The following is a 22,936-nucleotide window of genomic DNA, read 5'->3' on the forward strand; positions in this document are numbered from 1 at the left end:
AACCTTCATGAGTACGAACCGAAACAAGAACAGACGGCAATTGCCCCTTGAACGCGCTCCGCGCCTTCGAAGCCGTGGCAAGGTTCCTGAGCTTCACCAAGGCGGCCGACGAATTGCTGGTGACGCAGAGCGCCGTCTCCCGCCAGGTAAAGAACCTCGAGGATATCCTGGGCGTGGCCCTCATCCTCAGGAAGGCGCAGCTCGAACTGACCGAGGAGGGGAAGCGCCTCCTCCCCGTGCTCACCGACAGTTTCGACCGCATGGATGTGGTAATCGGCAGTTTCCGCCGCCAGTCGAAGAAGCCGCCCTTGAGCCTCGCCGTGCCGCCCACCTTCGCGCGCCGTATCCTGCTGCCGCGTCTGGCCGACTTCCAGCGCGCCAACAGCGATCTCGAAATCCGCATCGAGACGCCGCCGGTCAATCCCGACTTCCGCAATTCCGGCCATGACATGGCGATCATGTTCGGCGAGATCGAGACCGACGGGCTCATCGCCGACGTGCTGATGCGCGAAACCTCGAGCCCGCTCGCCTCCCCCGAGCTCATCAAGAAATCCAACTGGCCCGACTTGAAGACCATGATCGCCAAGGCACCGCTCCTCCACATCCGCCAGGGCAATGATTCCTGGCATGACTGGCGCATGCTGGCGCGCCAGGTGGGCTTTGCCGGCATTCCCGTGGAACGCGGTGTGGTGGTGGAAACCGCCGACCAGGCGGTGCAGGCCGCCATCTCCGGCGGCGGCGTGGTCGAGGTCGATCCGAGGCTGTGCGCCGAGGAAGTGGCGAGCGGCCAATTGGTGGCGCCCTTCGACATCAGCATCCTCACCGGCCGCGCCTATACATTGGTCTGCCGCGCCGACGAAACCGACCTTGCCCGCATCGCCGCCTTCCGCGCCTGGGCCTTGACCGCCCTGGTGGAAGCGGCGCCGGCCGACATGCCGGCGGCACCTTCCGAAGCATGACACCGCAGGAAATCCAGGCCCGCCTGCTCTACCGCGACGGGCTGATGCTGGTGATCGACAAGCCTGCGGGGCTCCCGGTCCATGCCGGGCCGCAGGGCGGCGACAATCTGGAGCGCTCGTTCGAACACCTGCGCTTCGGCCTGCCCAAGGCGCCGTCGCTGGCCCATCGCCTGGACCGCGACACCTCCGGTTGCCTCGTGCTTGGGCGCCAGCACAAGGGGCTTTCGCGCCTCGGCAAGCTCTTTCAGGAAGGCCGGGTCGAGAAGACCTATTGGGCCATCACCACAAAGGCGCCGCCGGAAAAAGCCGGCACCATCTCGGCCAGCCTCAAGAAGCTCACCACCCGCGCCGGCGGCTGGCGCATGGTCGTGGTGGATGATGCCGAAAAGGACGCGCAGAAATCGGTGACCGATTACAAGCTGCTGGGGTCCGGCCCCAATGTGCATTGGCTGGAGCTTCACCCCCGGACCGGGCGCACCCACCAGATCCGGGTGCATTTGGCGCATCTCGGCTGCCCGATCCTGGGCGAGCCCATTTACTTGCCCGAGGGGTCGCCCAACCCCTCCCAGAAGCTCCATCTCCATTCCCGGGCGATTGTGCTTCCCCTCTATCCCAAGAAAGACCCCATCCGGGTCGAGGCGCCACCGCCACCGCATATGCTTCAGGCGCTCCGCGCCTGCGGCTATCAGCAACCAGCAGAAAAAAGCCGGCCCGACCATGAGTGAACAGGACCAAGCAGCCTTCATCGACAGCATGTGGCAGGACGAGATCGTGCCGACGCTCGTCGAGTACATCCGCATCCCCAACAAATCGCCGGCCTTCGACCCGGATTGGGCGGCGCATGGGCATATGGACCGTGCCGTCGATCTGTTCGCCGGCTGGGCGAAGGCCAAGCTTGCCGAATTGCCGGGGGCGACATTGGAGATCGTGCGGTTGGCAGAGCGCACACCGCTGATTTTCATCGAGATTCCGGGCAGCGATCCGTCAGCTCAGGACCGGGTGCTGCTCTATGGCCATCTCGACAAGCAGCCCGAGATGGTGGGCTGGCTGGAGGGTTATGGCCCGTGGATTCCGCGGCTTGAAGGCGACAAGCTCTATGGCCGCGGCGGCGCCGATGATGGTTATGCGATGTTCGCAGCGCTTACAGCGATTCTGAGCCTCGCGCGGGATGGCAAGCCGCATGCGCGTTGCGTCATCCTGATCGAGGCCTGCGAGGAATCCGGCAGCGACGATCTCCCTTATTATGTTGAACATCTGGCAAGCCGCATCGGCGATCCGTCGCTGGTGATCTGCCTTGATTCCGGCTGTGGCAATTACGACCAGCTGTGGATGACCACGTCGCTGCGCGGCACGTTCGCCACCAACATGACCGTGCGCGTGCTGACCGAGGGCGTGCATTCCGGCGATGCCTCCGGCGTGGTGCCGTCGAGCTTCCGCCTCATGCGCCAGATCATCTCGCGCCTGGAAGACGAGGCGACCGGCGCCATCAGGCCGGAATCGCTCCATGTGCAGGTGCCGGCGGAACGCATCGCCCAGGCCCGCATCGCCGCGGCGGCCTTGGGCGAGCAAGTCCATGGCAAGTTCCCCTTCACCCCCGGCATGAAACCGGTCAGCGATGATCTGACCGAGCTGGTCTTGAACCGCACCTGGCGCCCGCAATTGGCCGTGACCGGTGCCGAAGGCCTGCCGGAATTCGCCAATGCGGGCAATGTGCTGCGCCCGTCGACTGGCGTGCGCCTCTCATTGCGCCTGCCGCCGACGCTGGATGCCGAGGCGGCGCTGGCCACCGTCGAGAAGCTCCTCACCGAGAACCCGCCTTACGGTGCCGAGGTGACCTTGGAACACCTGGAAGCCAGCAGGGGCTGGAACGCCCCGAAGCGCGCCCCCTGGCTGGAAACCTCGCTAGATGCCGCCTCCAAGGCGGCGTTCGGCCGGGAGCCCGCGTATATGGGCGAAGGCGGCAGCATCCCCTTCATGGCGATGCTGGGCGAACGCTTCCCCAAGGCGCAGTTCGTGGTGACTGGCGTGCTCGGCCCGCATTCCAATGCCCATGGCCCGAACGAGTTTCTGCATGTGCCGACCGGCAAACGGGTGACCCGGGTGTTGGCCAAAGTGCTTGCCGACCATCAGGCGCGATCCGTGGATTGAGGGGCGGCGGGACGCAAGTTTTGCCATGCATTGGGGGCTCCGGAGGGCTATACCCCCGCGGTAACGCACCGATTCCCGTGGAAACATGACTGTAGCCCCCGCGCCGACCACCGAATTCACCCCGAACATCGCTTTGGGCGTCGCCGGCGCCCTCATCGCGGTGCTGATCTGGGGCGGCTGGATCATCCTGACACGCCTCAGCGTCATCACCGAGTTCAGCCCCAGCGACATCGTGTTCCTGCGCTTCTCGCTGACGGCGGTGCTGCTCGCCCCCTTGCTGTGGCTGCGGCGCGACCAGCTCCAGCGCCAGAAGATCGGCCATTACCTGATCATGATGCTGGGGGCGGGGGCGCCTTATATGATGGTGGCCGCGACCTCGATGCAGTTCGCCCCGGTCGCCCATGTCGGCGTGCTGATGCCCGGCACCATGCCGCTGTTCGTGGCGCTCTATGCCCTGATGCTCTATGGCGACCGTCTAAGTACCTGGAAAATAATGGGTTTTTCCCTCATCATCCTGGGTGACATCGCGGTCGGCGGGTTCGGCATCTTCACCATTCTGCAGAATGATCTGGGCCATGCCTGGATCGGCTATGTGCTGATGCTGCTGGCGGCCGCCATGTGGGCGGCGTTTACCTTGGCCCAGCGCAAATCGGGCCTCGATCCCTGGATGGCGACGGCCGTGATCGGCATCAGCTCCTGTGTGTTCTACACGCCTTTTTACCTGATGACTCATGGGCTTGGCGTCTTCCAGCACGCTTGGGGGGAGATCGCGCTGCATGGCCTCTATCAGGCGGTGGGGTCCGGTATCCTGGCGCTCGCCGCCTATGGCATCGCCATCCAGCATCTGGGCGCTCAGCGGGCGGCCACCTTCTCATCCCTGGTGCCGGCGCTGGCGGCTTTGCTGGGCATCCCGATCCTCGGGGAATTCCCCGATATGGCGGCCTGGTTCGGCGTCGCCACGGTCACTTTCGGCCTGATGCTGGCCACCGGCGCCATCGGACCCCGCCAGCCGGCCTGAATCGGCTTGTTTCTGCGGCATTACCCCTATATAACCCGCCCCGCACGGCATTAATGCGTCCAGGGCGAACCAGAGGGCATGCCCAACCGCAGCCGAATGCGTAAATCATATCAATAGGATACATGAAATGCCCAAGATGAAGACGAAGAGCGGCGCCAAAAAGCGCTTCAAGCTCACCGCCAGCGGCCAGGTCAAGTTCAAGCCGGCCAACAAGCGTCACGGCCTTTCCAACCGGCCGACGAAGATGAAGCGGCAGACCCGCCGCAATGAAGTGATGTTCGAGGCTGATGCCAAGAAGGTCATTAAATTCTTCCTGCCCAACGGGCTCTGACCTTAGACGCTGACGGAGAACTGAAAAATGGCTCGCACCAAACGTGGCGTCACCTCGCACGCCAGGCACAAAAAAGTTCTCGAGATGGCCAAGGGCTATGTCGGGCGCTCATCGACGAATTTCCGTATTGCCATTGAAAAGGTCGAAAAGGGCCTGCAATACGCCTACCGCGACCGTCGCCGCAAGAAGCGCGATTTCCGCGGCCTGTGGATCCAGCGCATCAACGCCGGCGTCCGCGAACATGGCATGACCTATTCGCAATTCATCAACGGCGTGAAGCTCGCCGGCATCGAAGTCGACCGCAAGGTCCTCTCCGATCTCGCGATCCACGAACCGGCCGCGTTTGCGGCACTGGTGAAGCAGGCGCAAGAGGCGTTGCCGAAGGTCTGATTACGGCCATGCCGGCACGGACCCTTCGCAGACTTTTGATCGTTGCAACCGTCGCCCTGGCCTTGCCAGCGGCGACGGCTTGCGATTCCTACAAGGACGATGTGGCGGCGGTGCAGGCTGCCGACAGCATCGTGCCGGGGAAGAGCAACGATTCGCTGGCGCGGGAGATTGCCGGTGCGCGCGGCTCGGTCAAATGGACCGGCGCCAAGGCCGAACGCTATGACAACGAGGCGATCGTGCTGGTGACAGCCGATATCGAACGCGTCGGCCAATCCGGTGCCGATCACAAAATCGCCCTCGAATTCATCAACAACCGCGAAACCCGCAAGATCGCTTTCGAGCAGGCCTTTATCGACGGCAAGCCGCAGAGCCTGTTGGGTGGTGCCTTGACCTTGTTTCTGCTGCAATTGGACTGACCGGCCGCGACCGCGCCAGAACTTGGAACGAACGCCAAGAGGCGAGGACGGGGAGGCCGGATCATCCGAGCCTCCTTTTTTGTTTGTGAGCTACGATCAGAGCGATCGAAGAAGTATGGGGATCGATCAAGATGTCGACTGAAGCGGGCGCAGACCTCAACGGTTTGCAGAAGAAATGGCTGGATGCGATCGCCGGCACTGCCAGCGTCGAAGCGCTGGAACAGGTGCGCGTCGATGCGCTGGGCAAGAAGGGCGAGATTTCCGGCCTGATGAAAGTGCTGGGCACGCTCGGCCCGGACGAGCGCAAAGCCTTCGGCGCCAGGCTCAACGTCCTGCGCGACGAGGTGGCGTCCGCCATCGACACGAAGAAGACCGGCCTTGCCGATTCAGCGCTCAATGCAAAACTTGCGCGCGAGACGCTGGACCTCACCCTGCCGGCGCGGCCCGAGATGGAAGGCCGCATTCACCCGATCACCCAGACCGTCGACGAGATCATCGCCATTTTCGGCGAGATGGGATTCTCGGTCGCCGAAGGGCCGGATATCGAGGATGATTTCCACAACTTCACCGCGCTCAACATCCCGGCCGATCATCCGGCGCGCCAGATGCAGGACACCTTCTATCTGCCGGCCAAGCCCGATGGCAGCCAGATGGTGCTCCGCACGCATACCTCGCCGGTGCAGATCCGCACCATGCTGAAGGGCGATCTGCCGATCCGTGTCATCTGTCCGGGCCGCACCTACCGTGTGGATTCCGACATGACGCATTCGCCGATGTTCCATCAGGTCGAAGGGCTGGTCATCGACACGCATACCAATATGGGCCACCTCAAAGGCTGCCTGCAGGATTTCGTGCGCGCCTTCTTCGGCATCGACAATCTGCCGGTCCGTTTCCGCCCGTCTTACTTCCCCTTCACCGAACCCTCGGCCGAGGTCGATATCGGCTGCGACCGATCGGGCGGCGAGCTGAAGCTCGGCGGTGACAAGGACGGCAACGCCAAGAACTGGCTGGAGATCCTCGGCTCCGGCATGGTGCACCCCAATGTGCTCAAGAATTGCGGCATCGATCCCGCCAAGTATCAGGGCTTTGCCTTCGGCATGGGGATCGAGCGCATCGCCATGCTGAAATACGGCATTCCGGATCTGCGCACCTTCTACGAATCGGATCTGCGCTGGCTGCGCCATTACGGATTTGTTCCCCTTGATATCCCCACCATGGTGGGAGGACTGACGCGATGAAATTCACACTTTCCTGGCTGAAGACGCATCTCGAGACGGATGCGGACCTCGCCGCCATCACCAAGAAACTGACCGATCTCGGCCTCGAGGTCGAAGGCGTCGAGGACAAGGCGCAAAGCCTGAAGCCTTTCGTCGTGGGATACGTCGTCGAAGCCGTGCAGCATCCCAATGCCGACCGCCTGCGCGTCTGCAAGGTCGATGCCGGCAACGGCATCGTGCAGGTCGTCTGCGGCGCCCCCAACGCACGCACCGGCATGAAGGGCGTCTTTGCGCCCGTCGGCACCCATGTACCGGGCACCGGGCTTGATTTGAAGGCCGGCAAGATCCGCGGCGAGGAATCGAACGGCATGCTCTGCTCGGCCCGCGAACTGGGTCTGGGCCAGGATCATGACGGCATCATCGAATTGCCGGATGACGCACCGGTGGGGCAAAGCTTCGTTGCCTATCGTGGCCTGAATGATCCGGTGATCGAGATCAAGATCACGCCGGATCGCGCCGATTGCCTCGGTGTCTTCGGCGTCGCGCGCGATCTGGCGTCGGCGGGTCTTGGGCGTTTGAAACCGATCGCCGAAAAGCATATCGCGGGCACCTTCAAAAGCCCGATCCAATGGTCGATCGATGAGAGCGCCAAATCGGGTGTGCTTTACACGGCCGGGCGCACTTTCAAGGGCGTCAAGAACGGCCCGTCGCCCCAATGGCTGCAGGACCGCCTGACCTCGATCGGCCTCCGCCCCATTTCGGCGCTGGTCGACATCACCAATTTCGTGACCTTCGATCTCTGCCGGCCGCTCCATGTGTTCGATGCCGACAAGGTGAAGGGCAACGTCATGATGCGCTCGGCCAAGGCCGGCGAAACCATCGAGGCGCTGGACGGCAAGACCTATACGCTCGAGCCCGGCATGATCGTCATCGCCGACGATCAGGGACCCGAAGCCATCGGCGGCATCATGGGCGGCCTCGCCTCGGGTTGCACCGATGCGACGGTCAACGTCTTCCTCGAAGCAGCGCTGTTCGATCCGATCAACACCGCCAGGACCGGGCGCAAGCTCGGCATCCAGTCGGATGCGCGCTATCGCAACGAGCGCGGCCTCGATCCGCAATCGGAAATCTGGGGCATCGATGTGGCGACCCGCCTGATCCTGGAACTGTGCGGCGGCGAGGTTTCGGAGCTGACGACAGCAGGCGCAATTCCCGCCGGCACACGCGAGATTGCCTTCCGGCCGTCCCGCGTGCTGGCGCTGGGCGGCGTCGAGGTGCCGGTCACAAAGCAGAAACAGATCCTCATCGATCTCGGTTTCAAGGTCGCCGAAACGGGTGCCGACAATTGGTCGGTTACCACGCCGACCTTCCGCGCCGATGTCGAGGGCGAGGCCGATTTGGTCGAGGAAGTGATGCGTGTGCATGGCTTCGATCATATTCCGGCCGTCTCGCTACCGCGTGCAACCGCCCTGCCGACGGTCGCGGTCAGCCTTGGGCAGAAACGCGTGCAGCAGGCCAAGCGCCTTCTGGCCGTGCGCGGGCTCAATGAGACCGTGACCTTCAGCTTCATGCCGGGGAATGTGGCGGCGATGTTTGCCGGCAACAATCCCCTGGTCCCGCTCGCCAACCCGATCAGCGCCGATCTCGACGTCATGCGCCCCAGCATACTCGGCAATCTGCTGATGGCGGCAGCGCGCAATGCAGCGCGCGGCTTCAGCGACCTTGGGCTGTTCGAGATCGGGCCGACTTATCTTGGCGAAGGGCCAAAGGACCAGATCCTGGCCGCGACCGGCATCCGTGTCGGCACGACGCCGCGGCACTGGCAGGTGAAGCAGCGGCGACTCGATGCCTTCGATGCCAAGGCCGATGCGGTGGCGCTGCTGTCAGCCTTCGGTGTGCCGGTCGAGAATCTGCAGATCGAGGCCCTGGCACCGGCACATTATCATCCGGGCCAATCGGCCGTGCTGCGTCTGGGTCCCACCATTCTCGCCCAGTTCGGCGCCCTTCACCCGAAGGTGCTGAAGGATCTCGATGTGAAGGGTCCGGCGGTCGGGTTCGAGGTGTTCCTCGAACGCCTACCTAGCCCTCGCTCGAAAGGGTCCGGGCGGCCGCTGCTGAACGCGTCTTCGTTCCAGCCGGTCGAGCGCGACTTCGCCTTCATCGTCGATGCGAATGTGGCGGCCGAGAAGCTCACCAAGGCCGCCAAGGGTGCCGACAAGGCGCTCATCACCGAGGTGAAGCTGTTCGACGTGTTCCAGGGCGGGTCATTGCCGGAGGGCAAGAAGTCGGTGGCCTTGTCCGTCGTGCTGCAACCCCGCGAAAAGACGCTCACCGATGCGGAGATTGAGGGTGTGTCCGCGAAGATCGTCGCCGCGGTGAACAAGGCTACGGGCGGGGAGCTGCGGAAGTAAGCTCGTTCCTGCGATCGCCGCCTCTTCATCGCCTCCGAGTTCGGGCGCAATGCGGAGGCGGCCAGCACGCCAGCGGGGGATTGAATGGCTATTAAAGCGAGCTCCGAAGCAGCCCTAGGGTTTATGTTGGCGTTGGCTGCAGGCGTCATCGCCCGCAATTTGGCTGCCGCAGCAGGCAAAGAGCGCGAATGGGAGAATGAGCGGATCGAGAAGATCAGCAACACAATCGGGGTGATAACATTCGGCGTTAGCTTTGTGATCGCCGCGATCATTGAGCCAGGGATCCACGAATTTTTTGCCTATCTGGGCACCTTGCTCTAACGGAGAAAGGTCCCCATGCGATTGAGCCGGGCGGGAGAGAGCCCCCCTCTCCCTGACCCTCCCCCACGTTGGGGGGGAGGGGATGCGTTGCCGCTGGGCATGTCTTACGGACGGACAACCCAATCCATCGACATTTTTTTGCCAAATTTCCGTATGCATTTCGTTGCTGGCTATCGCTACTAGCATAGGGCGGGTATCAACGTGCATGTACTGGACTTGATCATTCAAACAGTCCTTTTGGCCTTGGTACCTTTCTCGTTCGGTGTTCTGCTGATTGCCCCGCCTGTCAGACTGCTGAAATGGATCCTTGGATCCACGGTCACGCTTTCGCCTGGATACACAAAAGCGCGACTGGAGTGGCACTCGACAGTTGCTGCTTGCTCCGCAGGATTCGCGGCAGCAATGACCTATGTTGTCGCCACGAAGTCCTTAGGCGCCATGCCACTTCTCGTCGGTGGACTCATGCCAGTCGAAGCCGCCTCCTCACTGCCATTGGTCTCTCTGGTTCTTGCGTTTGACTTCCTGTTGTGGCGTAAGGCGACCGCACGCGTCGGATCAGGCGCGGCTGTTGAGGGTATCATTTGGGTGATTGGCAGCAATCTATGGCTCGTCTGGGCGATTTTCTTGATGAGGCTCGTGGGATCACTCATTCTGGGGGGCCCCTGCATTTACGCAAGCGATATGGGACGTGTGGAAGTCGATGCGTACGCCTGCTCGGCAGACCCTAGGCTGTATTGGGCGGAGCATCCCGAATTGTGGGAGGTTGCCCAGAAAGCTGCAAGTCATGGGAATTGCCCCGACTGCGAAGCCGACTGAATCCGGGCCCTCTTCCCTCTGAGTAGGAGAGCTGGAGAGGGGGTGGGCGTTCGGTTTCACCAAATTCGTCGAGCCCGGGGATGACGGGCCACTTCAAGGCCACCCCGACCCGCTTCTGCCCCCTTGATTCTCCCGCCAGAGCGCCGCATATGAGCGCTCGAATGGTTCAATTTTCTACCCCAGGAGAATCCCCGGTCATGACGCAGGAACGCCATGGTTTTCAGGCCGAGGTGTCGCGCTTGCTGCACATCGTCGCCCATTCGCTTTACAGCGATAAATCGGTCTTTTTGCGCGAGTTGATTTCCAACGCGTCGGATGCCTGCGACAAGCTGCGCTACCTGGCGCTGACCCAGCCCGAATTGCTGGAAGGCGGCGGCGAGCTCGCCGTGACCCTCACCACCGACAAGACTAACAAGGTGCTGACCATTGCCGACAATGGCATCGGCATGAACAAGGACGACCTCATCAGCCATCTGGGCACCATCGCCCGGTCGGGCTCGGCCAAATTCGCCGAAGAACTGGCCGACGCCAAGACCCAGGAGCAGAAGGTATCGCTGATCGGCCAGTTCGGCGTCGGCTTCTATTCCGCCTTCATGGTGGCGGACAAGGTCGAGGTCCTGTCGCGCAAGGCCGGCGAAACGCAAGCCTGGCGCTGGGTCTCGGATGGGACCGGCGAGTTCACCGTGGAGGCCGCCGAGAAGGCCGGCCGCGGCACCGAGATCACGCTCCATCTCAAGAAGGACGAGACCGAGTGGCTGGAGGCGGCCCGCATCGAACATGTGATCGCGAAGCACTCGGAACATGTCGCGCTGCCCATCCACCTGGTGGATGGCGCCGAGCCCAAACATGTCAACCAGCAGGCAGCCCTCTGGACCAAGTCGAAATCCGACATCACGGCCGAGCAGTACCGCGATTTCTATCGCCACATCGCCCATGCCTTTGACGAACCCTGGGCCACGATCCATTTCAAGGCCGAGGGCAAGATCGACTATACCGCCCTGCTCTTCATTCCAGGCCAGCGGCCGTTCGACCTGTTCAACCCGGAACGCAAGCAGTCGCTGAAGCTCTATGCCAAGCGCATCTTCATCACCGACCAATCGGACGAGATCCTGCCGGGCTGGTTGCGCTTCGTGAAAGGCCTCGTGGATAGCGAGGATCTGCAGCTCAACATCAGCCGCGAGATGCTGCAGGCGAGTCCGCTGCTGGCCAAGATCCGCGCGGCATTGGTGAAGCGGATTCTCTCCGAGTTGAACAAGCGCGCCAATGATGACGACAAATCCGGGTATGAGACCTTCTGGGACAATTTCGGCCCGGTGATCAGGAAGGCCTCTATGAGGATGTGGCGTCGCGCGACGAGATATTGAAGCTGGTGCGCTTCCGTTCCACCCAGGGAGAGGGTTGGGTCAGCCTCACCGATTACGTGGCGCGGATGAAGGAAGGGCAGAAGTCGATCTACTACATCAATGGTGACAGCCTCGACACCGTGTCGCGCTCGGCGCAGCTGGAAGGCTTCAAGGCCAAGGGCATCGAGGTCCTGCTGCTCACCGATCCCATCGACGAGTTCTGGATTCCGGCGGTGGAGAAGTTCGGCGAGGCGGAGTTCCGCTCGGTGACGCGCTCGGGCGCCGATCTCGACCAGGTGAAGGCGCCGGAAGGCGAAACGGAAGAGAAAAAGGCCCCGGTCGCCGAAGGCGTCGACAGCCTGATCTCGTTCCTGAAGGTGACGTTGAAGGACAACGTCAAGGATGTGCGCCTCTCCGAGCGCCTGACCGACAGCGCCTGCTGCCTGGTGGCGGATAGCGGCGACATGGACATGCATCTGGAACGTCTGCTGCGCCAGCACAAGCGGCTGGAAGCGAGCCTGCCGCGCGTCCTCGAGATCAACGGCCGCCATCCGCTGGTGGCCGCCATGACCAAGCAGGCGAGCAAGGACGGCAATTGGACCGAGCTTGCGGAAGCGGCCTGGCTGCTGCTCGACCAGGCGAAGATCCAGGACGGAGAGCCGCCGGCGGACCCGGCCGCTTTCGTGAAGCGGCTGAACGGGCTGCTGGCGAAGGCGATCTGATGCCAGGGCATCTCACCTTCCGCCGCGCGCAGCGCGCCGATCTGGAACAGATCGTCGATCTGCTGGTCGACGACGTGATCGGTGCGAAGCGCGAGGATGGATCGCGGCCCTTGAACGCGAAATACGTGGCGGCGTTCGAGGCCATCGCGCGGGATGAAAATCAGTTCCTGGCCGTGGTCGAGGAAGCGGGCGAGATCGTCGGCTGCCTGCAGCTCTCGTTCATTCCGGGCCTCTCGCGGCTAGGACTTTGGCGCGGGCAGATCGAGAGCGTGCGCATCAAATCATCCAGGCGCGGCAGCGGCCTTGGCCACAAGATGCTGCATTGGGCGATCGAGCAATGCCGCGCCAAGGGCTGCGAACTGGTGCAACTCGCCATGGACAAAACAAGGGCTGATACGCTGCGCTTCTACCAATCGCTCGGCTTCAAGGCGAGCCATGAGGGGATGAAGCTGGATTTGTGATGCCTACCAGCGAGATGATTGTAACCACCCCCTCACCCTGACCCTCTCCCGCGAGGGGAGAGGGAAATGAGGTGCCATCGTCAATGACTTTAGCGACTTAACAATGTTGCAAGCTTGCGCACCAAGCCCCTCTCCCCTCGCGGGAGAGGGGTTGGGGTGAGGGGGTCTTAGACCCGCTCCATCAATAACCGAGCCGCCGCCAGATCTTCGATCGCGGTGCCCACTGATTTAAAGAGGGTGATCTCGTCCTCGGACTTGCGGCCCTTATGCTTGCCGCGGGCGAGGTCGAAGAGATCGGCGCTGATCCGGTCGGGCGTCAGCGCGCCGGATTTGATCGCCTGGACGATGTCGCCGGCTTCCTTCAACGCGCCTTCGCGCGTGTCGACAAAGACAGTGGCGCGGCGCACGGCTTCGTCATCGCTTTCGCGCATGTCGGGCAGGAAGGCACCGACCAGGTCGAGATGCTGGCCGGGCCTGAGCCACAGGCCCTTCACCAGCGGATCATGCGACAGCGTCCCGGTGCTGATGATGTCGGCCTTCTTGACCGCGGCTTCGAGATCGCGGACGGGTTCCACCTCGATGCCGGCGGTGGCGAGCTTCTTCACCTGGATTTCGGCCTTGGCGAAGTCGCGGGCCCAGAGCAGGTTCCGGGTGATCGGGCGGACGGCGCGGTGCGCCTCGATGAGGGGCTGCGACAGAGCGCCGGCGCCGATCATGAGATGGGTCGCGGCATCTTTCCTCGCGGCATAGCTGGCGGCCAGGGCCGAGGCCGCCGCCGTGCGGCGCACGGTCAGGCATTTGCCGTCCATCAACGCCTTGGGCGCCCCTGTGAGCCCGTCGAGCAGCAGATAGATGCCCTGGACGGCCGGCAGGTTGCGGGACCCGTTGCCGGGCGTGATGGTGACGATCTTGATGCCGACGGACTTCCCCGCATCCCAGGCCGGCATGAGCAGCAGGGTCTGGTCGGCTTCGCCCGGCATGGGAATGCCGTGATGATGGCGGACCGGCACGGTCCAGCTGCCGGCAAAGGCGTCGCGGAGGGCGCCGACCAGGCTCTTGTAATCGAGCTGGCGGTCGATGGTTTCGGCACTGAGATAGGGGATTTGATCGGTCATGATGGCCGGCACCTTAACGATGTGGTGATAGGCCTGCAATCCGCCAATATTTCATTTTTATTTCAATGAGATGGATACATTTGCGAGTCGCCCTGGAATTGGGTACACCAGGGGTGGGCGGCGTGGTATCTTGAAAAGATGAATCGATCACGACTGATCATGAGCTGCAGCCCAAGGAATTTGAGGACCGGAATCCGCCTTGGCTAAGAAGCTCTTCATCAAGACCTACGGCTGCCAGATGAACGTCTACGACTCCGCCCGGATGGCGGATGTCCTGGCGCCGCTCGGCTATGGCCCGACCGAGAATCAGGCCGAGGCCGACATGGTCATCCTCAACACCTGCCATATCCGCGAAAAGGCGGCCGAGAAAACCTTCAGCGAGCTTGGCCGGTTGAAACAGGACCAGGCGCGCAAACAGGCAGCCGGCGGCGACATGATCATCGCGGTCGCTGGCTGTGTGGCACAGGCCGAGGGCGCCGAGATCATGCGCCGGGTGCCCGAGATCGACATCGTGTTGGGGCCGCAGACCTATCACCGCCTGCCGGAAATGGTGGCGCGCGCGACACGGGCACGCGATGCGCGCCGTGGGCAGCCACGCGCACTCCATGAAAAGCGCATCGGTGCCGGTGTGCTGGATACCGATTTCCCGGCGGAATCGAAATTCGATCATTTGCCGGAAGCGATGGCGCCCCAGGGGGTGAGTGCCTTCCTCGCCATCCAGGAAGGTTGCGACAAGTTCTGCACCTTCTGTGTCGTGCCCTATACGCGCGGCGCCGAGTTCTCGCGCCCCGTCCAGAAGATCATTGCCGAGGCGAAGAAGCTCAGCGCACAGGGTGCGCGCGAGATCACGCTGCTCGGGCAGAACGTCAATGCCTATCACGGCGAAGCGGCTGATGGGTCGAGCTGGAACCTCGCACGGCTGGTGCGCGAGATCGCGGAGAAGGCGCCGCAGATCGCGCGCATTCGCTACACCACCTCGCATCCCCGCGACATGGATGACGATCTCATCGCAGCACATGGCGACGTGCCGCAGTTGATGCCGTTCCTGCATCTCCCCGTGCAATCTGGCTCCGACCGAATCCTTTCGGAGATGAACCGGCAGCACACGGCGGATCATTATCGCCGCATCATCGCGCGGTTGCGCGATGTGCGCCCGGATCTGGCCCTCTCCTCCGATTTCATCGTCGGATTCCCGGGTGAATCGGATGCCGATTTTGCCGCCACCATGAAGCTCATCGAGGATGTCACTTTCGCGCAGAGCTTCTCGTTCAAATACAGCCCGCGACCGGGGACACCCGCTGCCAATATCGAGCAACAGGTGCCGCTCGAGGTGATGGATGCGCGGCTCTACGAATTGCAGGCGGTGCTGGAAAAGCAGCTCATTGATTTCAACCGCGCGACACTTGGCCGGACCGTGCCCGTGCTGCTGGAGCGCGCCGGGCGCGATGCCGGCCAGCTGGTCGGAAAGTCGCCTTATCTCCAAGCCGTGCATGTCGATGCGCCGGCCCACCTCATCGGCCAGACGGTCGATATCGAGATCACCACCCTCGGGCATTACACTTTGGGTGGAACGCTTGCGGCGGGCCCCGCCGCGATGTTTGAACCGGAGAAAGCCATCGCGTGAGTGCCACTCCCCTCGCCCCGATCGCCGCACCCCTTCATTTGCAATTCGAAGATAACCGGCTGCTGCCGCAACTCTTCGGCCAGCACGACCAGCATCTGGCACGCATCGAGCAGGAGCTCGGCGTCTCCATGGTGCCGCGTGGCAACCAATTGGCCATCTCCGGCCCGGCGGATGCCGTGACGGTCGCCAAGCAGGTCGTCACCTCGCTCTACCAGCGCCTGAAACGCGGGCTGGAGGTCGATGCCGGCGAGATTGATGCCGCACTCCGCCTCAATCGCCTGGATGAAGGGCTGGAGCCAAATCTCTTCGACGGCAACGGCAAGGACGGCACCGCGATCCGCACCGCGCGGCGGCACATCACGCCCAGGACCGCGATGCAGGCCAAATACATGCGCATGCTGCATGAGCATGAATTGGTGTTCGGCCTGGGGCCGGCCGGTACCGGCAAGACCTATCTCGCGGTTGCCGTGGCGGTCGCCATGCTGACCAAGGGGGCGGTCGACCGCATCATCCTCTCGCGCCCCGCGGTGGAAGCCGGCGAGCGGCTCGGCTTCCTGCCGGGCGACATGCGCGAGAAGGTCGATCCCTATCTCAGGCCGCTTTACGACGCGCTCAACGACATGCTGCCGGGCGACCAGGTGGTGAAGCGCATGACCTCGGGCGAGATCGAAGTGGCGCCCTTGGCCTTCATGCGTGGGCGCACCTTGGCGCATTCCTTCGTCATCCTCGACGAGGCGCAGAACACCACGCCGATGCAAATGAAGATGTTCCTCACGCGTCTCGGCCAGGGATCGCGCATGGCGGTGACCGGCGATTTGAGCCAGATCGATCTGCCCTCGGGCCAGAAGTCGGGCCTCAAGGACGCGCTGGAAGCCATCGAGGGCGTGCAGGGCATCGGGACAGCGCATTTCGCCGATGTCGACGTGGTGCGTCATCCGCTGGTGGCCAAGATCGTCACCGCCTATGACACCCGCGACAAGAAACTGTCGAAAGGGTGACCGGGCCGGCCATCAAGATCGGGTTCAGCGTCGCCGACAAAGGCTGGGACAAGGCGCTGCCGGAGGCCGGAAAACTGGCGCGGGCCGCGGTGCGGCGCACGATCAAGGCGGCACTCGAGGCGCCGTCGCTGCCCTGGAAACGGGTGCGGGAGGCGCAGCGTTTTTCCCTGGGGGTCACCCTTGAAAGCGATGCGGGGTTGCGCCAGCTGAACCAGGGCTATCGCGGCAAGGACAAGCCCACCAATGTCCTGTCCTTCGCGGCCCTTGATGCGGGCCTGCCGCCCAAGGGAATCCCCAAGGATTACCCCTGGGAGCTGGGTGACGTGGTGCTGGCGCTGGGTGTCGTCCGGGACGAGGCCGTGGCGCAGGGCAAGACGCTGCCACAGCACACTTGCCATCTGGTGGTGCATGGTGTGTTACATTTGCTGGGCTTCGACCATCAGTTGGAACGCGACGCCGAAGCCATGGAAAACCTGGAACGGGAAATACTGGCCGGCCTCGGCTGGCCCGATCCCTATCAATGAAGCGAGTTTGGAGAGCGATGAGCGACATACCGTCTAGAAGCGGCGCGGCCGACGAGAAGCCGCGCCTCGGATTCAAGGGGCTGATGCGCCTGTTCCGCCGCAAGGCGAGCAGCGAGAATGCGCTCCGGGATGCGATCGAGGAACTGATCGAGGAATCCGAAGCCGGCGATGACGGCGAGGCACCGCTCGATTCCAACAGATCGTCGCTGCTGCTCAATGTGCTGAAGCTGGGCGATCTCACCGCCTATGACGTGATGGTGCCGCGCGCCGATATCAAGGCGGCGGCCGAGACGATCGACCTCAAGGGGCCTCATCCAGATGGTGCGCGAGTTCGGTCATTCGCGCCTGCCGATCTACCGGGAGGATCTCGACGACATCGTCGGCATCGTCCATGCCAAGGACGTCCTGACTTTCTTCCCCGATCCGGAAAAATTCCAGCTGAAGAAGATTCTGCGCGAGCCGATGTTCATCTCGCCCTCGATCCCGGTCCTGGATCTGCTGCTGCAGATGCGCCATGGCCGCGCGCATATGGCGCTGGTGGTGGATGAGTATGGCGGCATCGACGGTCTCGTCACCATCGAGGATCTGGTCGAGGAGATCATCGGCGAGATCGAGGACGAGCATGACGTGGTGAAAGGCCCGCATCTGGTGCAGCGGCCCGACGGCACGCTGCTGGCCGATGCCCGCACCACCATCGAAGCCTTCGAGGACAAAGTGGGCCCGGTGCTGACCGTCGAGGAACGCGAGGCGGATATCGATACGCTGGGCGGGTTGGTCATGTCTTTGACCGACCGCGTGCCGTTGCGCGGGGAGCTGGTCACGCATTCCTCCGGCATCGCCTTTGAAGTGCTGGATGCCGATCCAAGGCGCATCAAGCGGCTGCGCGTGCGCAACGTTCCCGATCACGGCACGGCCCAGAAGCCAGCAACCAAGGACTGACCAGCATGCCCTTCATGTTGCGGCTCAACGCCTGGATCGGCGCCCTTGCCGGCTGGCGCCGGCGCGGTTTTGCCATGCTGCTGGGCGCCCTATCGGCGCTTGCCTTCGCCCCCCTGCATATCGTGCCGGCGATGGCCATGGCCCTCATCGGTCTCTATTGGCTGGTGCAGGCAGCACCCACGCGACGGATGGCGTTCAACGTCGCCTGGTTCTGGGCCTTCGGCCATTTCGCTGCCGGCAATTTCTGGATCGCCAATTCCTTCCTGCTCGACGTCGCGCGCTTCGGCTGGATGATCCCGCCGGTGCTGGGCGGCCTCGCCGCCTTCCTGTCGATTTATCCTGCGCTGGCCGGTGCGGTCATCTGGCGGAAAGGCGATCTGACGCCCGCCCGCATCATCGCCTTCAGCGGCTTGTGGGTGATCGGCGAATGGCTGCGCGGGCATGTCTTCACCGGCTACGCCTGGAATCTGGTCGCCTATGTCTGGGACGCGACCCCGGCGATGATGCAATCGGCCTCGCTCTGGGGCAGCTGGGGCCTCGGTGTTTTCACCATCGTCATCTTCACCTTGCCGGCAAGCCTCGGCAGTGCGGACGCGCGTATTGTTCGCCATGCGAAATCGGCAACATTGCTCGCCGTGGCATTGCTCGCCGCCCTTTGGCTGGGCGGTATCTGGCGCCTGTCCGGTGATAGCAGTGAACATGTCGCCGGCGTGCGCCTGCGCATCGTGCAGCCCAATGTCAGCCAGGCGGAAAAGCTGCAAGGCGGTTTCAGGGAGCAGCATTTCCAGAAGCATCTGGCACTGACCCGCGATACGCCCGGACTCGACAAGATCACCCATGTGATCTGGCCGGAAGCTGCCGTGGGTTATCTCCTCGACCGCGAACCATTGCTGCGACAGAAGATCGCATCGGTCATTCCGGCGAAGGGCGCACTTCTCACCGGTACAATCCGTGGTTGGCCCCAGGAAGGCGAGTTGGAGGAGGTCTGGAATTCGCTCGTCGTGCTCGATGCCGGGGGCAACATCATTGCCCACGCCGACAAGGCGCATCTTGTGCCGCTCGGCGAATATGTGCCGATGCGCAAATTGTTTCCCTTCATCAGCAAGCTGACGCCGGGCGCCATGGATTTCTCGGCCGCCCCCGGTCCGGTGACAATTCCCATACCTGGGGCCCCAGATGTGGGCCCCTCGATCTGCTACGAAGTGATCTTCCCACACGCCGTTGTTGATGAAACGCATCGACCGGGCTGGTTGGTCAACATCACCAATGATGGTTGGTTCGGCGATTCGACTGGCCCCTACCAGCATTTCGCCTCGGCCAGATTTCGCGCGGTCGAGGAAGGCATTCCTTTAGTGCGCGCCGCCAACACCGGAATTTCAGGCGTGATCGATGCTTATGGACGCATCGAGACACAATCAACGCTCGGTGACATCGCTGTCATTGACGCAGAACTGCCGGTTGCACTCGAGGCCACTCTCTTTGCGCGTTTCGGCGACCTGATCCCCGGACTACTTGTGCTTGTTACACTCATTCCTATGGTCCTTTGGCGGCGAGCTGCGTAAGATGGTCAAGATTTACAGCCGCCAGTTGAGAGCAGTTCTAATCGCTGTACACAGGGCTGGACGAACCGATTGACCCGCCTTGGTTCGTATGAGAAGAGAATTCAGGCGGAATGACGGTCAATGAGACGAATCGCTGTATTAGGTGTTCTTTCCGGAGGTGAGGCAATCGCTTCGCCCAACTGCCAGAAGCACGGAACAACCCGCAACGGTTCGCCTTGGTTTTCACGCGATAGAAACGCCGTACGCTGGATCACCGGATAGCTGGATCGCGAGGAGAGTAAGAGAGATGGCAAAAGCTACCAAAGGGGTCGCTCCCAAGGGGCGCAAATCGTCCGGCCGCATGGCCAGCAAAGGGTTCCCCAACCCGATCGACGTCCATGTCGGGCAACGCATCCGTCTGCGCCGCACCCTGCTTGGCATGAGCCAGGAAAAGCTCGGCGAGGCGATCGGCCTCACCTTCCAGCAGGTGCAGAAATACGAGCGGGGCGCCAACCGCGTGGGCTCCAGCCGCCTGTTCGATCTTGGCCGTGTGCTTGATGTGCCGATTTCCTACTTCTTCGAGGACATGCCGAACTCGGTCCAGGAGAAGAGCCCTTCGAAACTGATGGGTGTGGCGACCCCGGCGCCGGTCGATTATGAGCCGGATCCGATGGCCAAGCGCGAGACGCTGGAACTGGTCCGCGCCTATTACAAGATTCCCCACGCGTCGGTTCGCAAGCGCATCTTCGAACTGACCAAGTCGCTGGCCAAGAGCTCGCTGACCGACGAGGACTAGGACACCCCGCGAAAGGGCCTTCCATCAGGACGGGCTTCCTCGAAACAGGATTGGATCGACACCTGGTTGGCATGAGGGGGAGCCAGGAAGGCTGGCGCATCTTTTATGGATGGCAGGCAGGGTTCGTCAAAATCATGCCCACCGCCTGATTTTGAAGGAGATCCAGCATGGACCGCTTCACCGGCGGCTGCCTGTGCGGCAACGTCCGAATTGTGGCGTCCGGGCAGCCATACCGGGTCGGCATTTGTCACTGTCTAGATTGCCGCAAGCATCACGGGGCGCTCTTTCACGCTTCCGCGGTGTTCCCGCAGGACGCGGTGACGATCGATGGCGAGACGCGCGACTTTGCCGGGCGATTCTTCTGCCCCCGCTGCGGCTCATCGGTTTTTGCGCGCACCGGTGACGAGGTCGAGATAAACCTGGGGTCTCTGGACGAACCTGACCAGTTGAAGCCGACCTACGAACTGTGGACAGTGCGTCGCGAGTCCTGGCTGCCACCTTTTCCGCTCACGCGACGATATGACCGGAATCGTGATGCCACTGGCCGCCGTGAGGAATAGGGCCGCGTTTCAGGGGGCTCCGGGACGAGTAAAACCTGCTTGACCGCCGAATCCCGGTCAACCATGATCCCGGCCGCGCCGCGGCCGGGATTTTGCTGTCCGAATCCAGGGAAATTGCCCTTTCAGAGAGCTTTCCCCATCGAACCCCCTCCCGCCTCAGCACCGTGAACTTGTCGAACCTTTTTAAGCGGGAATCCTGCCAGTGTCGAAAACCAGCTACCTGTTTACCAGCGAAAGCGTGTCCGAAGGCCATCCTGACAAGGTCTGCGACCGCATTTCCGACAGCATCGTCGATCTTTACCTGGGCGCCGAGCCCGAAGCCCGCGTCGCCCTCGAGACCCTGGCCACGACCAACAAGGTCGTGCTGGCCGGTGAAGTCCGCGGCCCCGCCTCGATCACCCATGAGAAGCTGATCGAAACGGCACGCCGGGCCATCAAGGAGATCGGCTACGAGCAGGAAGGCTTCCATTGGAAGACGGCCAGCATCGATTGCTATGTGCATTCGCAATCGGCCGATATTGCCCAGGGCGTCGATTCCACCGGCAACAAGGATGAAGGTGCCGGCGACCAGGGCATCATGTTCGGCTATGCCTGCAAGGAGACGCCGGTCCTGATGCCGGCGCCGCTGCAATACGCGCATCAGATTTTGAAGCTGATGGCGGATGACCGCCACAGCGGCAAGGTCAAAGGCTTCGGCCCGGACGCCAAGAGCCAGGTGACCCTGCACTATGAAAACGGCAAGCCGGTCAAGGCGACCTCGGTCGTCGTCTCGACCCAGCACACGGCCGATCTCGACCAGAAGGCGGTCCGTGAGCTGGTGCGCCCCTATGTCGAGCAGGTCCTGCCCAAGGGCTGGTTCCCGAGCGAAGATGAATTCTACGTCAACCCCACGGGCAAGTTCGTCATCGGCGGCCCGGACGGCGATGCCGGCCTCACCGGTCGCAAGATCATCGTCGACACCTACGGCGGTGCGGCACCCCATGGCGGCGGCGCCTTCAGCGGCAAGGACCCGACCAAGGTCGACCGTTCGGCCGCCTACGCCGCGCGCTATCTGGCGAAGAACGTGGTCGCGGCCGGCTTTGCCGACAAATGCGCCATCCAGGTCGCCTATGCGATCGGTGTTTCGAAGCCGCTCTCGGTCTATGTGAACACCTATGGCACCGGCACGGTCGACGAAGAGAAGCTGGTGACGGTGCTTGGCGAGCTCATGGATCTGTCGCCCCGCGGTATCCGCAAGCATCTCGGCCTCAACCGGCCCATCTATGCGCGCACCTCGTCCTATGGGCATTTCGGCCGCGAGCCGGAAGCTGATGGCGGCTTCTCATGGGAGAAGCTGGATCTCGTCGCCGGCCTGCAAGCCGCCTTCTGATCCGAGCCCTTTGATGACCGACAAACACGCCGCGGCGCCGGATGACGCCGCGGCGGATTCGTCTGGGCCGCGGCGAAACTTTTACGGCCGCCGCCAGGGCAGGCCGCTCCGCGACAGCCGCAAGAAGTTGATGGAATCGCTGCTGCCGCGGATCACCGTCACGGTGACGCCGGGGCAGGAGATCGATCCAGCGTCGCTGTTCACGCCGACGCTGAAGGAATATTGGCTGGAAATCGGTTTCGGCGGTGGCGAGCATCTCGCAGCGCAAGCCGCGGCGCACCGCGATGTGGGCCTGATCGGCTGCGAGATCTTCCTCAACGGCATCGCCTCCGCGCTCTCGCATATCGAGGCGGAAGCGCTCTCGAACGTGCGCATCTATCCGGAGGATGTGCGCGATCTGCTGCCCGTGCTCAAAGCCCAGAGCTTCGATCGGATCTTCCTGCTGTTCCCCGATCCCTGGCACAAGGCGCGCCACGCCAGCCGGCGCTTCGTCAACCAGGCCAATCTCGATATCGTGGCGTCGCTGCTGAAACCCGGGGCTGAATTCCGCATCGGTAGCGATGATCCCGTCTATATCGGCTGGGCCCTCGCCCACACCACGCGGCACCCGTCGTTCACATGGCTCGCCGAGAAATCGAGCGACTGGCTGGTGCGCCCGGACGATTGGCCGCCCTCGCGCTATGAGCAGAAAGCCATCCGCCAGGGCCGTGTACCGCATTATTTCAGGTTCAGGCGGGTTTAGAACTCGCCCGATAGCCAGCCAAGGAATAGCGGCTTGATCATGGGCAACAGATAAAGACCAGCTAGTATAATGGCGATTGCCAATGTCCACGTCCGCACCCTGAAAATGGGCGCGAAGATTTGGCGGGGAAGCGACCTGCGCATGCCATCTTGCTTGCGCACGTAGTCGGGCGAGA

21 protein-coding genes and 2 pseudogenes are annotated in these 22,936 nt (G+C 62.7%); 22 read left to right on the plus strand and 1 reads right to left on the minus strand.

Going from position 1 to position 22,936, the window contains the following annotated elements; genetic code table 11:
* Positions 1-47 precede the first annotated feature (47 nt).
* The 13 genes and pseudogenes from IPK59_12520 to IPK59_12580 all read left to right on the plus strand — a co-directional run bounded on the left by IPK59_12520 (position 48) and on the right by IPK59_12580 (position 12,553).
* Positions 48-959 carry a LysR family transcriptional regulator gene (locus tag IPK59_12520; protein ID MBK8159543.1) on the plus strand — a complete coding sequence of 304 codons (912 nt, stop codon included), beginning with the start codon at positions 48-50 and terminating at the stop codon, positions 957-959.
* Positions 956-1,684: an RNA pseudouridine synthase gene (locus tag IPK59_12525; protein MBK8159544.1), complete on the plus strand. Its 729-nt coding sequence runs from the start codon at positions 956-958 to the stop codon at positions 1,682-1,684. The genes IPK59_12520 and IPK59_12525 overlap by 4 nt, the downstream gene beginning before the upstream one ends.
* Positions 1,677-3,107, plus strand: a complete 1,431-nt coding sequence (locus IPK59_12530) for a M20 family metallopeptidase (protein ID MBK8159545.1) — start codon at positions 1,677-1,679, stop codon at positions 3,105-3,107. Before IPK59_12525 ends, IPK59_12530 begins: the two co-directional genes overlap by 8 nt.
* Positions 3,108-3,192: 85 nt before the next feature.
* Positions 3,193-4,125, plus strand: coding sequence for a DMT family transporter (locus tag IPK59_12535; GenBank protein MBK8159546.1), 933 nt, complete (start codon positions 3,193-3,195; stop codon positions 4,123-4,125).
* A gap of 127 nt (positions 4,126-4,252) precedes the next feature.
* A complete protein-coding gene (gene rpmI / locus IPK59_12540; GenBank protein MBK8159547.1) occupies positions 4,253-4,456 on the plus strand; it encodes a 50S ribosomal protein L35 in 204 nt (67 codons plus the stop codon).
* Between the two features lie 27 nt (positions 4,457-4,483).
* Complete coding sequence (gene rplT / locus IPK59_12545) at positions 4,484-4,846, plus strand: 50S ribosomal protein L20 (protein MBK8159548.1); 363 nt, start codon at positions 4,484-4,486, stop codon at positions 4,844-4,846.
* A gap of 8 nt (positions 4,847-4,854) precedes the next feature.
* Positions 4,855-5,262 carry a hypothetical protein gene (locus tag IPK59_12550; GenBank protein MBK8159549.1) on the plus strand — a complete coding sequence of 136 codons (408 nt, stop codon included), beginning with the start codon at positions 4,855-4,857 and terminating at the stop codon, positions 5,260-5,262.
* 131 nt (positions 5,263-5,393) lie between these two features.
* Positions 5,394-6,500 (plus strand): phenylalanine--tRNA ligase subunit alpha, encoded by a 1,107-nt coding sequence (gene pheS, locus IPK59_12555; protein ID MBK8159550.1) that lies wholly within the window; start codon positions 5,394-5,396, stop codon positions 6,498-6,500.
* On the plus strand, positions 6,497-8,890 hold the full coding sequence (locus tag IPK59_12560; GenBank protein MBK8159551.1) for a phenylalanine--tRNA ligase subunit beta: 2,394 nt from the start codon (positions 6,497-6,499) through the stop codon (positions 8,888-8,890). The genes pheS and IPK59_12560 overlap by 4 nt, the downstream gene beginning before the upstream one ends.
* An 84-nt stretch (positions 8,891-8,974) precedes the next feature.
* Positions 8,975-9,211: a hypothetical protein gene (locus tag IPK59_12565; protein MBK8159552.1), complete on the plus strand. Its 237-nt coding sequence runs from the start codon at positions 8,975-8,977 to the stop codon at positions 9,209-9,211.
* A gap of 201 nt (positions 9,212-9,412) precedes the next feature.
* Positions 9,413-10,027, plus strand: coding sequence for a hypothetical protein (locus IPK59_12570; protein ID MBK8159553.1), 615 nt, complete (start codon positions 9,413-9,415; stop codon positions 10,025-10,027).
* A gap of 197 nt (positions 10,028-10,224) precedes the next feature.
* Positions 10,225-12,092, plus strand: a pseudogene (gene htpG, locus IPK59_12575) (molecular chaperone HtpG).
* Positions 12,092-12,553: a GNAT family N-acetyltransferase gene (locus IPK59_12580; GenBank protein ID MBK8159554.1), complete on the plus strand. Its 462-nt coding sequence runs from the start codon at positions 12,092-12,094 to the stop codon at positions 12,551-12,553. Before htpG ends, IPK59_12580 begins: the two are co-directional and overlap by 1 nt.
* A gap of 167 nt (positions 12,554-12,720) precedes the next feature.
* Here the strand turns inward: IPK59_12580 and IPK59_12585 are convergent, their stop codons facing one another.
* Positions 12,721-13,668 (minus strand): ornithine cyclodeaminase family protein, encoded by a 948-nt coding sequence (locus IPK59_12585; protein ID MBK8159555.1) that lies wholly within the window; start codon positions 13,666-13,668, stop codon positions 12,721-12,723.
* Between the two features lie 199 nt (positions 13,669-13,867).
* Here IPK59_12585 and miaB point away from each other — a divergent pair, with 199 nt between their 5' ends.
* From miaB to trmB, 9 genes and pseudogenes are all read left to right on the plus strand, one after another.
* Positions 13,868-15,292, plus strand: coding sequence for a tRNA (N6-isopentenyl adenosine(37)-C2)-methylthiotransferase MiaB (gene miaB / locus IPK59_12590; GenBank protein MBK8159556.1), 1,425 nt, complete (start codon positions 13,868-13,870; stop codon positions 15,290-15,292).
* The gene (locus IPK59_12595) at positions 15,289-16,290 is read left to right on the plus strand and encodes a PhoH family protein (protein ID MBK8159557.1); all 1,002 of its coding nucleotides are present in this window, start codon (positions 15,289-15,291) and stop codon (positions 16,288-16,290) included. Before miaB ends, IPK59_12595 begins: the two co-directional genes overlap by 4 nt.
* Before the next feature lie 11 nt (positions 16,291-16,301).
* Positions 16,302-16,814: an rRNA maturation RNase YbeY gene (gene ybeY / locus IPK59_12600; protein ID MBK8159558.1), complete on the plus strand. Its 513-nt coding sequence runs from the start codon at positions 16,302-16,304 to the stop codon at positions 16,812-16,814.
* Positions 16,815-16,831: 17 nt separating this feature from the next.
* A pseudogene (locus IPK59_12605) lies at positions 16,832-17,753 on the plus strand (HlyC/CorC family transporter).
* A gap of 5 nt (positions 17,754-17,758) precedes the next feature.
* On the plus strand, positions 17,759-19,315 hold the full coding sequence (gene lnt, locus IPK59_12610) for an apolipoprotein N-acyltransferase (GenBank protein ID MBK8159559.1): 1,557 nt from the start codon (positions 17,759-17,761) through the stop codon (positions 19,313-19,315).
* 286 nt (positions 19,316-19,601) lie between these two features.
* The gene (locus IPK59_12615) at positions 19,602-20,090 is read left to right on the plus strand and encodes a helix-turn-helix domain-containing protein (GenBank protein MBK8159560.1); all 489 of its coding nucleotides are present in this window, start codon (positions 19,602-19,604) and stop codon (positions 20,088-20,090) included.
* 167 nt (positions 20,091-20,257) lie between these two features.
* Complete coding sequence (locus IPK59_12620) at positions 20,258-20,650, plus strand: GFA family protein (protein MBK8159561.1); 393 nt, start codon at positions 20,258-20,260, stop codon at positions 20,648-20,650.
* A gap of 202 nt (positions 20,651-20,852) precedes the next feature.
* On the plus strand, positions 20,853-22,019 hold the full coding sequence (locus tag IPK59_12625; GenBank protein MBK8159562.1) for a methionine adenosyltransferase: 1,167 nt from the start codon (positions 20,853-20,855) through the stop codon (positions 22,017-22,019).
* Between the two features lie 13 nt (positions 22,020-22,032).
* Positions 22,033-22,761 carry a tRNA (guanosine(46)-N7)-methyltransferase TrmB gene (gene trmB / locus IPK59_12630; GenBank protein MBK8159563.1) on the plus strand — a complete coding sequence of 243 codons (729 nt, stop codon included), beginning with the start codon at positions 22,033-22,035 and terminating at the stop codon, positions 22,759-22,761.
* Positions 22,762-22,936 lie beyond the last annotated feature (175 nt).

The sequence above is a fragment of the Rhodospirillaceae bacterium genome, from assembly GCA_016712715.1.
GTDB lineage: Bacteria > Pseudomonadota > Alphaproteobacteria > Dongiales > Dongiaceae > Dongia.